The 15,263-nt window shown below is 73.2% G+C and carries 12 protein-coding genes; 7 read left to right on the top strand and 5 right to left on the bottom strand.

The features are described from left to right. The first annotated feature begins 9 nt into the window (after positions 1-9). The 3 genes from ACZ45Q_RS07340 (at position 10) to ACZ45Q_RS07330 (ending at position 2,560) form a co-directional block, all read left to right on the top strand. Positions 10-264: a lasso peptide biosynthesis PqqD family chaperone gene (locus tag ACZ45Q_RS07340; RefSeq protein ID WP_468256227.1), complete on the top strand. Its 255-nt coding sequence runs from the start codon at positions 10-12 to the stop codon at positions 262-264. Continuing rightward, a complete protein-coding gene (locus ACZ45Q_RS07335) occupies positions 261-704 on the top strand; it encodes a lasso peptide biosynthesis B2 protein (protein ID WP_468256223.1) in 444 nt (147 codons plus the stop codon). Before ACZ45Q_RS07340 ends, ACZ45Q_RS07335 begins: the two co-directional genes overlap by 4 nt. 107 nt (positions 705-811) lie before the next feature. After that, a complete protein-coding gene (locus tag ACZ45Q_RS07330) occupies positions 812-2,560 on the top strand; it encodes an ABC transporter ATP-binding protein (RefSeq protein WP_468256490.1) in 1,749 nt (582 codons plus the stop codon). Between the two features lie 63 nt (positions 2,561-2,623). On the opposite strand, the gene ACZ45Q_RS07325 is transcribed toward ACZ45Q_RS07330, so the two are convergent. Together ACZ45Q_RS07325 and ACZ45Q_RS07320 are read right to left on the bottom strand one after the other, a co-directional pair. Continuing rightward, a complete protein-coding gene (locus ACZ45Q_RS07325; protein WP_468256220.1) occupies positions 2,624-3,520 on the bottom strand; it encodes an RNA polymerase sigma-70 factor in 897 nt (298 codons plus the stop codon). Between the two features lie 72 nt (positions 3,521-3,592). Next, on the bottom strand, positions 3,593-4,804 hold the full coding sequence (locus ACZ45Q_RS07320; RefSeq protein ID WP_468256217.1) for an NAD(P)/FAD-dependent oxidoreductase: 1,212 nt from the start codon (positions 4,802-4,804) through the stop codon (positions 3,593-3,595). A gap of 173 nt (positions 4,805-4,977) precedes the next feature. On the opposite strand from ACZ45Q_RS07320, the gene ACZ45Q_RS07315 reads away from it, so the two are divergent. Next, a complete protein-coding gene (locus ACZ45Q_RS07315; protein ID WP_468256214.1) occupies positions 4,978-5,622 on the top strand; it encodes a dihydrofolate reductase family protein in 645 nt (214 codons plus the stop codon). 79 nt (positions 5,623-5,701) lie between these two features. After that, positions 5,702-6,859: a tRNA dihydrouridine synthase DusB gene (dusB, locus tag ACZ45Q_RS07310; RefSeq protein WP_468256212.1), complete on the top strand. Its 1,158-nt coding sequence runs from the start codon at positions 5,702-5,704 to the stop codon at positions 6,857-6,859. Between the two features lie 20 nt (positions 6,860-6,879). On the opposite strand, the gene ACZ45Q_RS07305 is transcribed toward dusB, so the two are convergent. Further along, positions 6,880-8,568 carry an alkaline phosphatase family protein gene (locus tag ACZ45Q_RS07305; protein ID WP_468256488.1) on the bottom strand — a complete coding sequence of 563 codons (1,689 nt, stop codon included), beginning with the start codon at positions 8,566-8,568 and terminating at the stop codon, positions 6,880-6,882. Positions 8,569-9,441: 873 nt separating this feature from the next. Here ACZ45Q_RS07305 and ppdK point away from each other — a divergent pair. Beyond that, a complete protein-coding gene (ppdK, locus tag ACZ45Q_RS07300; RefSeq protein ID WP_468256210.1) occupies positions 9,442-12,189 on the top strand; it encodes a pyruvate, phosphate dikinase in 2,748 nt (915 codons plus the stop codon). Between the two features lie 153 nt (positions 12,190-12,342). Here ppdK and ACZ45Q_RS07295 read toward each other — a convergent pair whose 3' ends face one another. Both ACZ45Q_RS07295 and ACZ45Q_RS07290 read right to left on the bottom strand, forming a co-directional pair. Beyond that, entirely contained in the window at positions 12,343-13,500 is a 1,158-nt protein-coding gene (locus ACZ45Q_RS07295; protein ID WP_468256207.1) for an alkaline phosphatase PhoX, read from the bottom strand. A gap of 156 nt (positions 13,501-13,656) precedes the next feature. Continuing rightward, complete coding sequence (locus ACZ45Q_RS07290; protein WP_468256204.1) at positions 13,657-14,139, bottom strand: excalibur calcium-binding domain-containing protein; 483 nt, start codon at positions 14,137-14,139, stop codon at positions 13,657-13,659. A 182-nt stretch (positions 14,140-14,321) separates the two neighbouring features. Between ACZ45Q_RS07290 and ACZ45Q_RS07285 the strand changes: the two genes are divergently transcribed. Further along, the gene (locus ACZ45Q_RS07285) at positions 14,322-15,248 is read left to right on the top strand and encodes an oxidoreductase (protein ID WP_468256201.1); all 927 of its coding nucleotides are present in this window, start codon (positions 14,322-14,324) and stop codon (positions 15,246-15,248) included. The last annotated feature ends 15 nt before the right edge of the window (positions 15,249-15,263 follow it).

Here is a 15,263-nt window from a genome sequence, read left to right as displayed (position 1 = left end):
GTCACCCCCATGGCACTGCGGTTCAGCCCCGACGTCTCCACCGCTCGGACCGATTACGGCACCGTCCTGCTGGACCAGCGCACCGGGAGCTACTGGGAGCTCAACCCCACCGGCACCCTGGTGGTGCAGACCCTGCTGGACGGCGGCGACGAGGCGGCGGCCGTCGACGCCCTCGTCACGGAGTTCGACACCGACCGCACCCGCGCCGAGCAGGACGTCGCGGCTCTCGTGGCGGAACTGCGGACGTCGGGGCTGGCCGCATGACGACACCGAGCGCCCTGGAACGGCCCACCGGCGTCCCGCTTCCCCGGCGCCTGGCCGCCCGCCTCGTGCTGCTGCCCGCCGTCGCGCTGTCGCGGCTGCCCCCGCGGCGGATCCGCGCCGTCCTCGGCGCCGTCCGCCGCGGGGCCGCGCCCGCCACCGCCGCACAGGCCAGGAACGCCCGGGACGCGATGTGCGCGGTCAGCCTGCTGTGCGCCGGTCCGAAGGGCTGTCTGCCCCGCTCCCTGGGCGCCGCCCTGCTGTGCCGGCTCACCGGCAGCTGGCCCACGTGGGTCACCGGGGCGAGCGTGGTGCCTCCCTTCAACGCGCACGCCTGGATCGAGGCGGAGGGCCGGCCCATCGGTGAGGGGATGCCCGACGACTACTTCACGCGGCTGCTGGCGGTGGAACCGGTGACGGCGCACCGGCCGCCCCCCGCATGACCGGCGCCCGGGCCGAGACGCCGGAACGCCCGGCACGGGCCGAGGCGCCCGGCCGCTCGGCAGGCACCGAGGCACCGGACCGTTCCACACGGGCGGCGGTGGCCACCATGTACCGGCTGACCACCGGTCACCGGGCCGCGATCGTCGTGGCCACCGTGCTCACCCTCGTGGCCTCCGCCCTCGGGCTCGCCCAGCCCCTCGTCGCCAAGCGGATCGTGGACGCGAGCGGCGACGGACGCGTGTACTGGCCGCTGCTGCTCCTGCTCGCCGTGCTCTTCCTCACCGAGGCGACCACCGGCGCCGTCGGCCGGTTCGTCCTGGAACGCATGGGTGAAGGCGTCGTACGGCAGCTCCGCCACGGCCTGGTGGCCCGGCTGCTCCGGCTGGAGATGCGGGAGTACGACCGTCACCGCTGCGGCGATCTCGTCTCCCGCGTCACCGCCGACACCACCCTGCTCAGGGAAGTCGTCTCCCAGGCCCTCGTCGACCTGGTCACCGGCGCGCTCGTCGCGGCGGGCGCCATCGCCCTGATGCTGTGGATCGACCCGCTGCTGCTGCTTCTGGTCGCCGCCACCGTGGCGGCCGCCGCCGCGGTCGTCGCCTCGCTGCTGAAGGGCATCCGGGCCGCGTCCGAACACATGCAGAACTCCGTCGGCGCGATCGCCGCCGACCTCGAGCGCGCCCTCGGCGCCCTGCCGATGGTGCGCGTGCACCGCGCGGAGGAGCGGGAGGCCCGGCGCATCGGAGAACGCGTCGAGGCGGCGTACGGGGCGGGCGTGCGGACCGCGAGGCTGGCCTCCGTGATGAGTCCGGCCGTCGAACTCGCCGTCCAGGGCTCCTTCCTGCTCGTCCTGGTCATCGGCGGGCTGCGCGTCACCGGCCACGCCAACTCGCTCGGCGACCTGGTGGCCTTCCTGCTGTACGCCTCCTACCTCGTGCTCCCGCTGTCCTCGGTCTTCCGCGCGGTCGGGCTGATACAGCGCGGCATGGGCGCCTACCAGCGCGTCCAACAGGCCCTCGACCTTCCCGCGGAGCCCCCGCAGGGCCGGACGCCGGCCGTGCGGGCGCGCACCCGGGAACCGGCCCGGCCGGCCGCACCGGGCCCGGAACCCGCCCTGGCCCTGCGGGACGTCACCTTCGGCTACGACCCCGACCGGCCGGTCCTGCGCGGCGTCAGCCTCACCGTCCCGCACCGGAGCCAGACGGCCCTGGTCGGCCGGTCGGGCGCCGGCAAGAGCACGGTCTTCGCCCTGGTGGCCAGGTTCTACGAACCCGACTCCGGGACCCTGCTCTTCGACGGGCGGCCCGCCACCGCACTGTCCCGCGCGGAATGCCGTGAGCGCATCGCCGTCGTCGACCAGAACACCCACGTCGTCCACGGCACCCTGCGCGACAACATCACCTACGCGGTGCCCGACGCCTCCGAGGCCGAAGTGCGGCGCGTCGTCGAACTCGCCCGGCTCGACGACGTCGTGCGACGGCTGAGAGGGGGCCTGTCCGGCATGCTCGGCGACCGCGGCAGCACCCTCTCGGGAGGCGAACGCCAGCGCGTCGCCCTGGCCCGCGCCCTGCTCGCCCGTCCCCGGCTGCTCCTCCTCGACGAACCCACGTCCCACCTCGACGCCATCAACGAGGCCGCGCTCACCACGGTGATGAAGGAGGCCGCGCGCGACTGCGCGCTCCTGGTGATCGCACACCGGCTCTCCACCGTCCAGCACGCCGACCGGATCGTCGTGCTGGACGACGGCCGCACCATCGCCGGCGGCCGCCACGAGGACCTGCTCACCAGCAGCCCCGTCTACCGCGAACTGGCGGCCGGCCAGATGCTCCGCCCGGCGGCACGGACGTTCGAGTAGCCGCTCGCCGGGCCGGCCGCGGCTCCGCCGGCCCCTGGCGGCGCTCCCGCCGGAGTCCGGGCCTCACCTCAGGGTGAGCGGGGTCTCGGACTCCACGCGGGTCAGCTTCTCCGGGTTGCGGACGTAGTAGATGCCGCTGATGCTGCCGTCCTCCACCCGGAACGCCATGACGCCGTCCAGCTCGCCGTCCACCCGGACCAGCAGCGCCGGGCTGCCGTTGATCGTCGTCAGCTCCGTGGTGATCGCGCCGGCGACCTTGCCGACGCCGCCGAGGATGTAGCGGGCGGCCTTCCCGGCGCCGACGACCGGCCGCGGCGAGGCCTGCTTCAGGCCACCGCCGTCGCCCATCACCACGACGTCGGGCGCGAGCACGTCGAGCAGGCTCTGCGGGTCCCCGCTCTCCACGGCCCGCCGGAACGACTCCAGGGCGGTCCGGGTCTCGCCGGGGGAGACCGCCGTGCGGGGGCGGCGGGCGTCGACGTGCCGGCGGGCGCGGTGCGCGATCTGGCGGACCGCCGCCGGGCTCTTGCCCACCGCCGCGGCGATCTCGTCGTAGCCGACGTCGAAGACCTCGCGCAGCACGAACACGGCGCGCTCGGTCGGTGACAGCGTCTCCAGGACCAGCATCAGCGCCATCGACAGGCTCTCCGCCAGCTCGGCGTCCTCGGCCACGTCCGGTGCGGTCAGCAGCGGCTCGGGCAGCCACTGGCCGACGTACGCCTCCTTGCGGCGCTTGAGCGTGCGCAGCCGGTTCAGCGCCTGCCGGGTCGTGATCCGGACGAGGTACGCGCGCTGGTCGCGCACCTGGTCCAGATCGACGTCGACCCAGCGCAGCCAGGTCTCCTGGAGCACGTCCTCGGCGTCCATCGCCGAGCCGAGCATCTCGTAGGCGACGGTGAACAGCAGGTTGCGGTGGGCGACGAAGGCGTCGGTCGCCGGGTCGCCGGCGTGGTCACTCATGTCTGGCTCCAGGAGTCGGCGGCACGTGCCCGGACCGGCCCGGGCGGCCGGAGGGGATCATCGCAGGGCGGTTCAGGGAGTGACCTCCGCCTCCGCCGTCACCGGCGCGCCGCCGCGGGCCGCCAGCAGCTCCCGGCGCCTGGCCCCGCCCGAGACGCGGTGCAGACCGTACGAGCCGGGCTTGTGCGCCTCCGCGGCCAGGTGCTTGATGATGCTGGTGCACACCAGCTCCTTGACCCGCGCGCCGGGACGGCCGCCGATGTGGAACCCCACCGCGACGTCGTACCGGTGGGCGAACTGGAAGATGCCGGCGCGCCGGCCCAGGCTGATGCACTGACCGGCGAAGACCTGGTTGAGCGGCGCGGGCCGCTCGCCCTCGATCCGGCTGAGCACCGTGTCGGCGGCCCGCGCGCCCAGCGGGATGGCGGCCTGGCAGCTCATCCGCAGCGGCAGGTCCGACGGCGCCGCGGAGTCCCCGGCGGCCAGGATGCGCGCGTCGTCCACGCTGGTCAGCGTCTCGTCCGTGCGCAGGCGGCCCAGGGCGTCGGTGCTCAGTCCGCTGCGCGCCGCCAGGTCCGGCACGCCGAACCCGGCCGTCCAGACGGTGACCGCGCCGGGCAGCTCCCGGCCGTCGGCGAGCCGGACGGCGTCCCGCGTCACGGCCGTCACCTTGGTGCCGGGCCCGTCGAGCACGGTCACCCCCAGCCCGGCCAGCCGCCCGGCCACCGAGCGCCGTCCCCGCCGGTGCAGATAGGGGCCGAGTTCGCCCCCGCAGACGAGGGTCACCGCGCGGCCCGCCTCGGCCAGCTCGGCGGCGACCTCGATGCCGGACGGGCCGGCCCCGACGACGGTCACCGGGGCGTCGGCGGGCGCCGCGTCGAGGGCCGGGCGCAGCCGGTGCGCGTCCTCCAGGCCGGCGATCGGGTGGGCGAACTCGGCGGCCCCGGGCACGCCCGGATCGGCGCTGCCGCTGCCGACGGCGTAGATCAGGTAGTCGTAGCCGACCGTCGCGCCGGCCGCCAGCGTCACGGTGCGCCCGGCGGCGTCGATCCGGGTGGCGGTGTCGACCAGCAGCCGGACGCCGTCCGCGAGGACGTCCCGGTAGGCGACGACCGCCTCGCCGGACCCGGCCACCAGCTGGTGCAGCCGGACCCGGTTGACGAAGTCCGGCCGGGGGTTGACCAGGGTCACGGTCACGTCGTCGCGCCGGGTGAGCCGGTTGGCGGCCATGACCCCGGCGTATCCGCCGCCGACGACGACCACGTGCGTGTTCTTCTCGGCCATGATGTCTGTCTCCTGCCTCCCGAAGGGTTCGGCATCAAGACACCGGTGGCCCGGCGGCTGTGACACACCTGTGAGACGGATCACGTGCGGGGGCCGATTCCGGCCGGGGTGCTCCGATGAGTTCCGCCGGTCGCGGCCGTCTACCCGGTGTCGGGCACTACAGGAGGAGCGAGATGAGCCAGCTGCTGAGAGTCCAGAACTTCAACGTCTCCAGCGACGGTTTCGGCGCCGGCGAGGGGCAGAGCCTCGAGCGGCCGTTCGGGCACGCCGACCCCGGCACCATGTTCACCTGGGCCGGGGCCACGGCGAGCTGGCCGAACCGCACCGATCCGGGGGGCAGCCGAGGGCTCGACGACTACCTCGTCCGGGACTTCCACCGGAACATCGGCGCGGAGATCATGGGCCGCAACAAGTTCGGCCCCCAGCGCGGCCCCTGGCAGGACCACGAGTGGCGGGGCTGGTGGGGCGAGGAGCCGCCGTTCCACACGCCGGTGTTCGTCATGACCCACCACCCGCGCCCCTCGTTCACCCTGTCCGTCACCACCTTCCACTTCGTGGGCGGCGACCCGGCCGCGGTCCTGGAGCAGGCCCGGGAAGCGGCGCAGGGCAAGGACGTCCGGCTCGGCGGCGGGGCCACCGTCATCCGGCAGTTCCTCGAGGCCGACCTCGTGGACACCCTGCACGTGGCGGTGTCACCGCTGAAACTCGGCGCCGGGTCCCGCCTGTGGGAGTCCCCGGACGAACTGCTCGACCGCTTCCACCGCGACGTCGTCCCCAGCCCGAGCGGTGTTACGCACCACCTGTTCTGGCGCAAGTGACACGGCCCGCCCCGCCCCGGAACGCATGCCCGCCCGTACCGGGGGCGGGCGCGGTCCCCGGTACGGGCACAATGGAGGAATGTCCACGTCGTCCACGCCCACCACGGCCCCGTCGCTGCGGGTCGGCCCGCACACCGTCCAGCCGCCCGTCGTCCTCGCCCCCATGGCCGGGATCACGAACGCGCCCTTCCGCACCCTGTGCCGGGAGTTCAGCGCGGGCAAGGGCCTGTTCGTCAGCGAGATGATCACGACCCGGGCGCTGGTCGAGCGGAACGACAAGACGATGCAGCTGATCACGTTCGACGCCAGCGAGCGCCCGCGGTCGATCCAGCTGTACGGCGTCGACCCGGTGACCGTCGGCAAGGCCGTCCGCATGATCGCGGAGGAGGACCTCGCCGACCACATCGACCTGAACTTCGGCTGCCCGGTCCCCAAGGTGACCCGCAAGGGCGGCGGCTCCGCCCTCCCCTACAAGCGGAACCTGCTGCGGGCCATCCTGCGCGAGGCCGTCAGCGGGGCCGGCGACCTGCCGGTGACCATGAAGATGCGCAAGGGCATCGACGACGACCACATCACCTACCTCGACGCCGGCCGCATCGCCGTCGAGGAGGGCGTCACCGCCATCGCGCTGCACGGCCGCACCGCCGCCCAGCACTACGGCGGCACCGCCGACTGGGACGCCATCGCCCGGCTCAGGGAACACGTCCCGGAGATCCCGGTCCTCGGCAACGGCGACATCTGGTCGGCCGAGGACGCCCTGCGGATGGTGCGCGAGACCGGCTGCGACGGGGTCGTCGTCGGGCGCGGCTGCCTGGGGCGGCCGTGGCTGTTCGCCGACCTGGTCGCCGCCTTCGAGGGCCGGTCCGACGCCTTCGCCCGGCCCACGCTGCGCGAGGTCGCCGACGTGATGGTCCGGCACGCGCGGCTGCTCGGCGAGTGGCTCGGCGACGAGCAGCGCGGCGTGGTCGACTTCCGCAAGCACGTCGCCTGGTACCTCAAGGGCTTCGCCGTCGGCTCCGAGATGCGCAAGCGGCTCGCCGTCACCTCCTCGCTCCAGGCGCTGCGGGCCGGGCTGGACGAGCTGGACCTCGACCAGCCCTGGCCGGCCGGCGCCGACGGCCCCCGCGGCCGTACGTCGGGCAACAACCGCGTCGTCCTGCCCGACGGCTGGCTGAAGGACCCGTACGACTGCGCGGGCGTCGGCGAGGACGCGGAGCTGGACACCTCCGGCGGCTGACCGGCCCCGGCGGGCGCCGGTCAGCTCCCGGACGGGCGGGGCGTCGAGCCGTAGGCCGTGAGGAAGCGGTCGCGGAAGGCGTCCATGCGCCAGACCGGGGCGTCCTCGGCGGGGCGCAGGCCCTCCGTCCAGTTCCAGTCCGCGATGGCGTCCAGCACCCCGGGGTCCTTGGCGACGATCGTCACCGGCACGTCCCGGCCGGAGTGGTTGCCGGCGACCCGGGATATGGGCTGGTGGTCGCCGAGGAAGACCAGCACGGTGTCCTCGTCGCCGTAGCGCTCCAGCCACTGGGTGAGGCTGGTGAGCGAGTACTCGATCGACCTGCCGTACTCCGTACGGGAGCGGGTCGTGTCGGCGACGACGTCGGACGGGTCCTCGCCCGCCCGCTCGATCGGGCCGAAGATCCGCCCGTCGCCCAGCTCCTCCCAGCCGACCATCCGGGGGGTCGGCGCCCACGGCTGGTGGCTGGAGGTCAGGATCACCGCCGCCATCAGGTCCTTCTCCCGCTCCCTGCCGTGCTCCAGCCGCTGGAACGCCTGGAGCGCGTACTGGTCCGGCATGGTCGACCAGCTGAACTTCGGCCCCCGGTACCCCAGGTCGTGGGCGTCGTAGACCTTGTCCAGGCCGTAGAACCGCCCTTCCGGCCAGGCCTTCTGCACGCCCGGCATGATCCCCACCGTGTCCCAGGCGCCGGTTCTGCCGAACGCCTTGGTGAGGGTGAGGTGGTCGCCGGCGGTGACCGTGCGGTACCGCTGCTGGCTGGAGATCCACAGCCCGGACATGAACGTGGAGTGGCCCAGCCAGCTGCCGCCGCCGAACGTCGACGAGGTCAGCCAGCCGCTCCTCGCCCGGTACCCGGCCTCCGTCAGGGCCTCTTCCCCGGCGTCCAGCGTCCGGCCGACGCCGGGCGCGATCAGGGGGTCCTCCAGGGCCGTGCGGCCGTAGCTCTCGATGAACGTGAAGATCACGTCCTTGCCGCGCAGTCCGGTCAGGAGCTGGTCGCCCGGGGTCGCGCCGAAGGCGTCCTCCTTGGCCTCCTCGGCGAACGCAGCCTCGTCGCGCAGGGTGTGCACGGTCAGCCGTACCTGGTTCTTGGCCGCCCAGGTCGCCTGGCGGGAGGCGACGGGCACGCCGAGGAGCTGGAGGCCCAGCGCGGAACAGGTGATCCACACCGTGCCCGCGACCAGCACCCCCCGCCTCGTGCGGGCCCGGTGCGCGGCCAGCAGCTCGGTGAGCCGCACCGTCGCCAGCGCCATGACCACCGGCAGCAGCAGCGCCAGCCCGGCGGCCCCCACCGTGGCGAGGGCCGCCGTGGTGCCGCCCATCGAGTCCGCGACGAAGGACCGGGCGTCGTCCAGCAGCTCCCAGTCCAGGACGATGTTGAAGCCCCGGCCGAGGTACTGCCTGAACCCCATGTCCAGGGCGTTGACGACGGTCAGCGCGCCCAGCACGGCTCCGGACAGCAGCGCGGCGCCGAGCCGCGTGCGGCGCGGCAGCACCGGCAGCACGACCGCCGCGACGATCGCCTCCGCGGGGATGCGGGTGAACCGGTCGGGCCGCAGGGCGGACACGTCGTTCGGCAGCAGCAGCGCCCCGAGGACGAGGACGGCGGCGAGCACGGTCGTCGTCCGGCGCGGGGCGCGCGCGGCCACCGGGTGCCGGGAACGACGGGCGAGCCGGTGGGCGAGGCGGTCGGCGAACGGGGCCAGCGGCGCGGCGAAGGGGGCAGGGCGGCCGGTGGGCGCGGGGAGGCGGTCGGGGGGCGGGAGGAGCCGGTCGGTGAACCGGGTGAGCCGGTCGCCGGCCCGGGTGAGGCCGTCGGCGATCCTGTCGCGCCGGCCGGGGACGCCCTCGCGCCGGTTCCCCGGGGACGGGTGCGCGGCGCTCGGGGTCTTCGATGCCGGCCCGGCGGCGGGGGACGCGTCGTCATCGGTCGCGTCGGGCCGCTGACGAGAGCGCGTGAACACGGGCACCCGAAGGTCCTTCCGTACGAAACCCGGTGGACGGCGGACCCGGTGTGGGGGCCCGGGTCCGCCGTGGATCCGTACGGCTGCCGGGGGAGCCGTGTTCAACGGTCCCCCGGGATTTGGCCGGAACTCCCTCCCCGAGGCGGGTGTCCCGCGCGGACCCGGGCCGGCCGTGGGTACTCGGGAGGCGGTCGGTGACGGGCGCGTTTCCGCCGGGCCGTCCGTCCGCGGGCACGTCCGCATGGTGAAATCCGGGCGGCTGTGGCAGCGTGATTCTCGCCACCCCTGATAAGGGTCGCGCTCAGATGAGCGGTTTCTGGGCGGCTGCACTTCTCAAAGAATGGCACTGAGTGCCACGCCTTGATCGTTCATCGAGCGAACTCATACGTAGGAAATCGCGCTCATGTGAGCGACGAAGTGCCGTCTACGGGAGTTGATGAATTCAAGAAGTGAACGCAAAGTCGTTCGGTGCCTTGCCAAGCCTTGACTTTCGATCCGCTGGCGGACGAGTGGTTACAGGCGCATGACGCACAAGTGGACGTACCCAGGTGCCTTTGATCTGGGTACATTCCTCGCCGTCAGGGCAGCCACCGCGTCCTCGAGGAGTCGAGACCCGTGTCGGAAAACAAAGATCCCCAGGTAGCTGAGCACGGAGAGAGCGTTGAGGGCGTGAAGTTCGTTTACGACTTCACCGAGGGCAACAAGGACCTCAAGGACCTGCTCGGCGGCAAGGGCGCCAACCTCGCCGAGATGACCAACCTGGGCCTTCCGGTCCCGCCCGGCTTCACCATCACCACGGAGGCCTGCAAGGTCTACCTGGAGAGCGGCGAGGAGCCGGCGGCACTGCGTGACGAGGTGAGTGCGCACCTCGCCGCCCTCGAAGAGAAGATGGGCAAGAAGCTCGGCCAGACCGACGACCCCCTCCTCGTGTCGGTCCGCTCCGGAGCCAAGTTCTCCATGCCGGGCATGATGGACACCGTCCTCAACATCGGCCTGTCCGACAAGTCGGTGCAGGGCCTGGCCAAGCAGGCCGGCGACGACCGCTTCGCGTGGGACTCCTACCGCCGCCTCATCCAGATGTTCGGCAAGACCGTCCTCGGCGTCGACGGCGACCTCTTCGAGGACGCCCTGGAGGCGGCGAAGGCCGCCAAGAAGGTCACGGTCGACACCGAGCTGGAGGCCGCCGACCTGAAGAAGCTGGTCACCAAGTTCAAGAAGATCGTCAAGGCCGAGGCCGGCCGGGACTTCCCGCAGGACCCGCGCGAACAGATGGACCTCGCCATCAAGGCGGTCTTCGACTCCTGGAACGGCGAGCGCGCCAAGCTCTACCGCCGCCAGGAGCGCATCCCGCACGACCTGGGCACGGCCGTCAACGTCTGCTCCATGGTCTTCGGCAACCTCGGCCCGGACTCCGGCACGGGCGTCGCCTTCACCCGCGACCCCGCCTCCGGCCACCAGGGCGTGTACGGCGACTACCTCCAGAACGCGCAGGGCGAGGACGTGGTGGCGGGCATCCGCAACACCGTCCCGCTGGCGGATCTGGAGCGGATCGACAAGAAGTCGTACGACCAGCTGATGCAGATCATGGAGACGCTGGAGAACCACTACAAGGATCTCTGCGACATCGAGTTCACCATCGAGCGCGGCAAGCTGTGGATGCTCCAGACCCGCGTCGGCAAGCGCACCGCGGGCGCCGCCTTCCGCATCGCCACCCAGCTGGTGGACCAGGGCCTGATCGACGAGGCGGAGGCGCTGACCCGCGTCAACGGCGCCCAGCTCGCCCAGCTGATGTTCCCCCGCTTCGACGAGAGCGCGAAGGTCGAGCAGGCCGGCCGGGGCATCGCGGCCTCGCCGGGCGCGGCGGTCGGCAAGGCGGTCTTCGACTCCTACACCGCCGTGAAGTGGTCCCGCTCCGGCGAGAAGGTCATCCTGATCCGCCGCGAGACCAACCCCGACGACCTGGACGGCATGATCGCCGCCGAGGGCATCCTGACCTCGCGCGGCGGCAAGACCTCCCACGCGGCCGTCGTGGCGCGCGGCATGGGCAAGACCTGTGTCTGCGGCGCCGAGGAGCTGGAGGTCGACACCAAGCGGCGCCGGATGACCGTCCCCGGCGGCCACGTGGTCGAGGAGGGCGACGTCGTCTCCATCGACGGCTCCACCGGCAAGGTCTACCTGGGCGAGGTGCCGGTCGTGCCCTCCCCGGTCGTGGAGTACTTCGAGGGCCGGATGCACCCCGGTGCCGACGACGCCGACGAGCTGGTCGAGGCCGTGCACCGGATGATGGCCTTCGCCGACCGCAAGCGCCGGCTGCGGGTGCGCGCCAACGCCGACAACGCCGAGGACGCGCTGCGCGCCCGCCGCTTCGGCGCCCAGGGCATCGGCCTGTGCCGTACCGAGCACATGTTCCTCGGTGACCGCCGCGAGCTGGTCGAGCGGCTGATCCTGGCGGACACGGAGGCCGAGCGCGAGGAGTCCCTCAAGGAGCTGCTCCCGCTCCAGAAGCAGGACTTCGTCCAGCTCTTCGAGTCGATGGACGGCCTGCCCGTCACCGTCCGCCTCCTCGACCCGCCGCTGCACGAGTTCCTCCCCGACATCACCGAGCTGTCGGTCCGCGTGGCCCTGGCCGAGTCCCGCCAGGAGCCCCACGAGAACGAACTGCGCCTCCTCCAGGCCGTTCACCGCCTGCACGAGCAGAACCCGATGCTGGGCCTGCGCGGCGTGCGCCTCGGCCTGGTCATCCCCGGCCTGTTCACCATGCAGGTCCGGGCCATCGCGGAGGCCGCGGCCGAGCGCAAGGCGGCCAAGGGCGACCCGCGCGCCGAGATCATGATTCCGCTGGTCGGCACGGTCCAGGAGCTGGAGCTGGTGCGGGACGAGGCCGACCAGGTCATCGCCGAGGTCGAGGAGGCCTCGGGCACGAAGCTCAAGCTCTCCATCGGCACGATGATCGAGCTGCCGCGGGCCGCGCTGACCGCCGGCCAGATCGCCGAGGCGGCGGAGTTCTTCTCCTTCGGCACCAACGACCTGACGCAGACGGTCTGGGGCTTCAGCCGGGACGACGTGGAGGCCTCGTTCTTCACGGCGTACCTGGAGAAGGGCATCTTCGGCGTCAGCCCGTTCGAGACGATCGACAAGGACGGCGTCGGCTCGCTGGTCGCCGCCGCGGCCAAGGCAGGCCGCGCCACCCGCCCCGACCTCAAGCTCGGCGTCTGCGGCGAGCACGGCGGCGACCCGGAGTCCGTCCACTTCTTCCACGAGGTGGGGCTGGACTACGTCTCCTGCTCCCCGTTCCGCATCCCGGTCGCCCGCCTGGAGGCGGGCCGCGCGGCGGTCACCTCCCAGGGCAGCGACCACCGCTGAGCCCGGCACCGGGTCATCCGACCCCGGAGCCGTCGTCTGTCACCCGACCACCCTCACCGATCGGCGACGGCTCCGGTCCACGGAAGAGAGGGCGGCACCCCGTGCGGGGGGTGCCGCCCTTTCGTGCGCGCCGGTGCGGTCCGCCCCCGCGGACTACACCCGGAACGGCCCCTGGACCTCGTAGGTGATGCCGCCCGAGGAACTGCCGCTCGTGCCGCGCTGGCTGGAGAAGTACAGGCGGGTGCCGTCGGGGGAGAAGGCGGGGCCGGTGATCTCCGAGCCGGACTGGCCGTCGATCCGCAGGAACGGGGCGACCACGTCGTCCGGGGTGATCACGCATATGTCCATGGTGCCGCCGTCCTCGGCCACGAACAGGTCGCCGGAGGCGGAGCCGGTGACGTTGTCCACGCCGGTCAGCGGGGCGGCGCCCGAGGGCACCAGCGAGTCGTCGTAGGCCAGCTCGACGGTCTGGGCGGCGGCGTTGTACTGCCAGACGCGGTTGTCGCCCTTGGTGGTGAACCAGCAGGTGTCGTCGGCGTAGTAGCAGCCCTCGCCGCCGCTGAAGCGCTTGGCGCCGGAGACCTGGTAGCGGGTGGCCGTCCGGCCCGACGGGTCGGGGACCCGGGACCACGTCACCGGGCCGCTGGTGCCCGAGCCGGCCACCATCACCTCCAGTGTGCCGGACGACAGGTCGCCCCAGGTCGTCGGGCGGAAGCGGTAGAAGCAGCCGTCGGAGACGTCCTCGGTCAGGTAGATCACCCGGCGGACGGGGTCGGCCGCCGCCGCCTCGTGCTTGAAGCGGCCCATCGCGTCCCGGCGGACCGCCGCCTGCACGCCCCACGGGTCGGTCTCGTAGACGTAGCCGCGGTCCACCTCCTCGCACGACAGCCAGGTGTTCCACGGCGTCTTGCCGCCCGCGCAGTTCTGCCGGGTGCCCGACAGCACGCGGTACGCCGCCGTGATCGCGCCGGTCGAGGAGAACCTCACCGCGCTCGCACCGCCCGACGGGTTGATCTCCGAGTTGGACACGTAGATCCAGCCCGTCCCGTCGGCGTAGCAGGCGCCGCCGTCGGGGGCGTTGTGCCAGGTGTACGAGGTGCCCGGGACCTTCTGGCCGGAACGGGCCACGACCCGGCTGGAGAAGCCCGCCGGAAGCCGGATGCCGTTGGCGTCGGGGGAGCCCAGCGGGCCGTAGGGGCCCGTGCCGGGCTGGGCCGGGGCGGCGTACGCGGCGCCGCGCCACAGGGTGCCGCCGAGCGCGGCCGACGAGCCGCCGAGGGCGACCGCACGCAGGAGGGTACGACGTTCCACTCTCACTCCCAGAGTGCCGTGACCGCCCCGCCGCCGAGTGACGGCGGGGTCGCGCGATCAGGGACCCTAGGGGAGCGTGGTGGACAGGGCATGGACATGCCGTGACGGGTCGTCGTACGGCCGGCGGTCGTGCCCCCGGCGGGGTGTGACGTGGCGTCAGTCGGTGCCGCGCCGCCTGCGGGCCGCCACCAGCAGGCCGCCGCCGGCCAGCAGCACGGCCGCCCCGCCCGCCGCGAGGTACGGCGTGGTGTCGTCGCCGCCGGTCGCGGCCAGGTCGGTGTCCTTCTCGCCCGAGGACCCGGCGGCCCGGGAGTTCTCGGACTCGCCGCCCGCTCCGGCGCCGGAGTCCTGGCCGCTGCCGGAGTCGTCCTTGCCGTCCGCCTCGTCCGCCTCGTCCGCCTCGTCCGCCGGGACGAAGCCGGCCGGCGGCTTGTCGCAGCCGGTGCCGTCGCCGTCGCGGTCGAGGTGCTCGCCGTAGTGCTCGTCGTCCTTGTCGATGTTCGCGTACCCGTTGTCGTACGCCTCGGTGCAGTTCTTGAAGGGGTGGTTGCCCTCGTGGGCCTGGGCGGCGGTCGCGGGGAGGGCGGCCAGGGCCAGGGCCGTGACGGCCACGGCGGCGGGCTTGCGGAGCAGGTGCACGGAAGATCCCCCTGGATCGGTTTCGGTGTGCGTGAGGGGTGTGAGGTGATCGAAGGTATTGAGGGGCCGCGGATGTGGTGGCGATATGGAGGACCCGTGATGTGAACGTGACGTGACCGGACGGTAGCTCTCCGCTCCCGGGGCGTACCGTGGGGCGTCGGACGGACGGGAAGGAGTCGGCGATGGCCGGCTGGAGTGTGCGGGACATCCCCCGGCAGGACGGGCGCGTCGCCGTCGTCACCGGGGCCAACGGCGGACTCGGCTACGTCACCGCGCGGGAACTGGCGCGCATGGGGGCGCGGGTCGTGCTCGCCTGCCGCAGCGAGGCCCGCGGCGGCGAGGCGCTGGCCCGGCTCCGCGCCGAAGTGCCGGGCGCGCGGGCGGAGATGCGCCGGCTGGACCTCGGGGACCTGGCCTCCGTACGGGAGTTCGCGGGCGGCCTGCCCTACGGCCATGTCGATCTGCTCGTCAACAACGCCGGGGTGATGGCCCTGCCGTACGGGACCACGGCGGACGGCTTCGAGACCCAGTTCGGCACCAACCACCTCGGGCACTTCGCCCTCACCGGCCTGCTGCTGCCGGCCCTCTTCGCCGCCCCCGCCGCCCGCGTCGTGACCGTCTCCAGTCCGCTGCACGCGCTGGCCAACGTCGACCTGCGCGACCCGCACGCGATGCGCCGGTACAACCGCTGGGTGGCCTACGGCCGGTCCAAGTCCGCCAATCTGCTCTTCACCCACGAACTGGCGCGCCGGCTGGCGGAACACGCCCCCGACGTCGTGGCCGCCGCCGCCCACCCGGGCTACGCGGCGACCAACCTCCAGACCGCCGGACCGAGCGCCGAGGGGCGCCGGACCGCCGAGCGGATCATGCGCGCCGCCAACCGGGTGTTCGCCCAGCCGGCGGAGGCGGGAGCCCTGCCCCTGCTGTACGCCGCGACCGCCCCCGGCGTGGCCCCCGACTCCTTCACGGGCCCGTCCTTCCTGATGTGGCGCGGCACCCCCGCACCGTCCTGGCGGGCCCCCTGGACCCTGAACGACACCATGGGGCAGCGGCTGTGGACCGCCTCCGAGCGGATGACCGGGGTGACGTACGAGGCGTTGAGGGGATGACGCGGACGCGGTGCG

The sequence above is a fragment of the Streptomyces sp. NPDC031049 genome (assembly GCF_055571015.1).
The sequence above is the reverse complement of the archived record's forward strand: the minus strand, read 5'-3'. Positions and strand labels throughout refer to the sequence as shown.

What these genes read in the sequence shown, in the direction of transcription:
- dusB (WP_468256212.1), top strand. Translation starts at nt 5,702, where the DNA reads ATGTCCACGTCGTCCACGCCCACCACGGCCCCGTCGCTGCGGGTCGGC.
- ACZ45Q_RS07330 (WP_468256490.1), top strand. Translation starts at nt 812, where the DNA reads ATGTACCGGCTGACCACCGGTCACCGGGCCGCGATCGTCGTGGCCACC.
- ACZ45Q_RS07285 (WP_468256201.1), top strand. Translation starts at nt 14,322, where the DNA reads ATGGCCGGCTGGAGTGTGCGGGACATCCCCCGGCAGGACGGGCGCGTC.
- ACZ45Q_RS07315 (WP_468256214.1), top strand. Translation starts at nt 4,978, where the DNA reads ATGAGCCAGCTGCTGAGAGTCCAGAACTTCAACGTCTCCAGCGACGGT.
- ACZ45Q_RS07320 (WP_468256217.1), bottom strand. Translation starts at nt 4,804, where the DNA reads ATGGCCGAGAAGAACACGCACGTGGTCGTCGTCGGCGGCGGATACGCC.
- ACZ45Q_RS07340 (WP_468256227.1), top strand. Translation starts at nt 10, where the DNA reads ATGGCACTGCGGTTCAGCCCCGACGTCTCCACCGCTCGGACCGATTAC.
- ACZ45Q_RS07335 (WP_468256223.1), top strand. Translation starts at nt 261, where the DNA reads ATGACGACACCGAGCGCCCTGGAACGGCCCACCGGCGTCCCGCTTCCC.
- ACZ45Q_RS07325 (WP_468256220.1), bottom strand. Translation starts at nt 3,520, where the DNA reads ATGAGTGACCACGCCGGCGACCCGGCGACCGACGCCTTCGTCGCCCAC.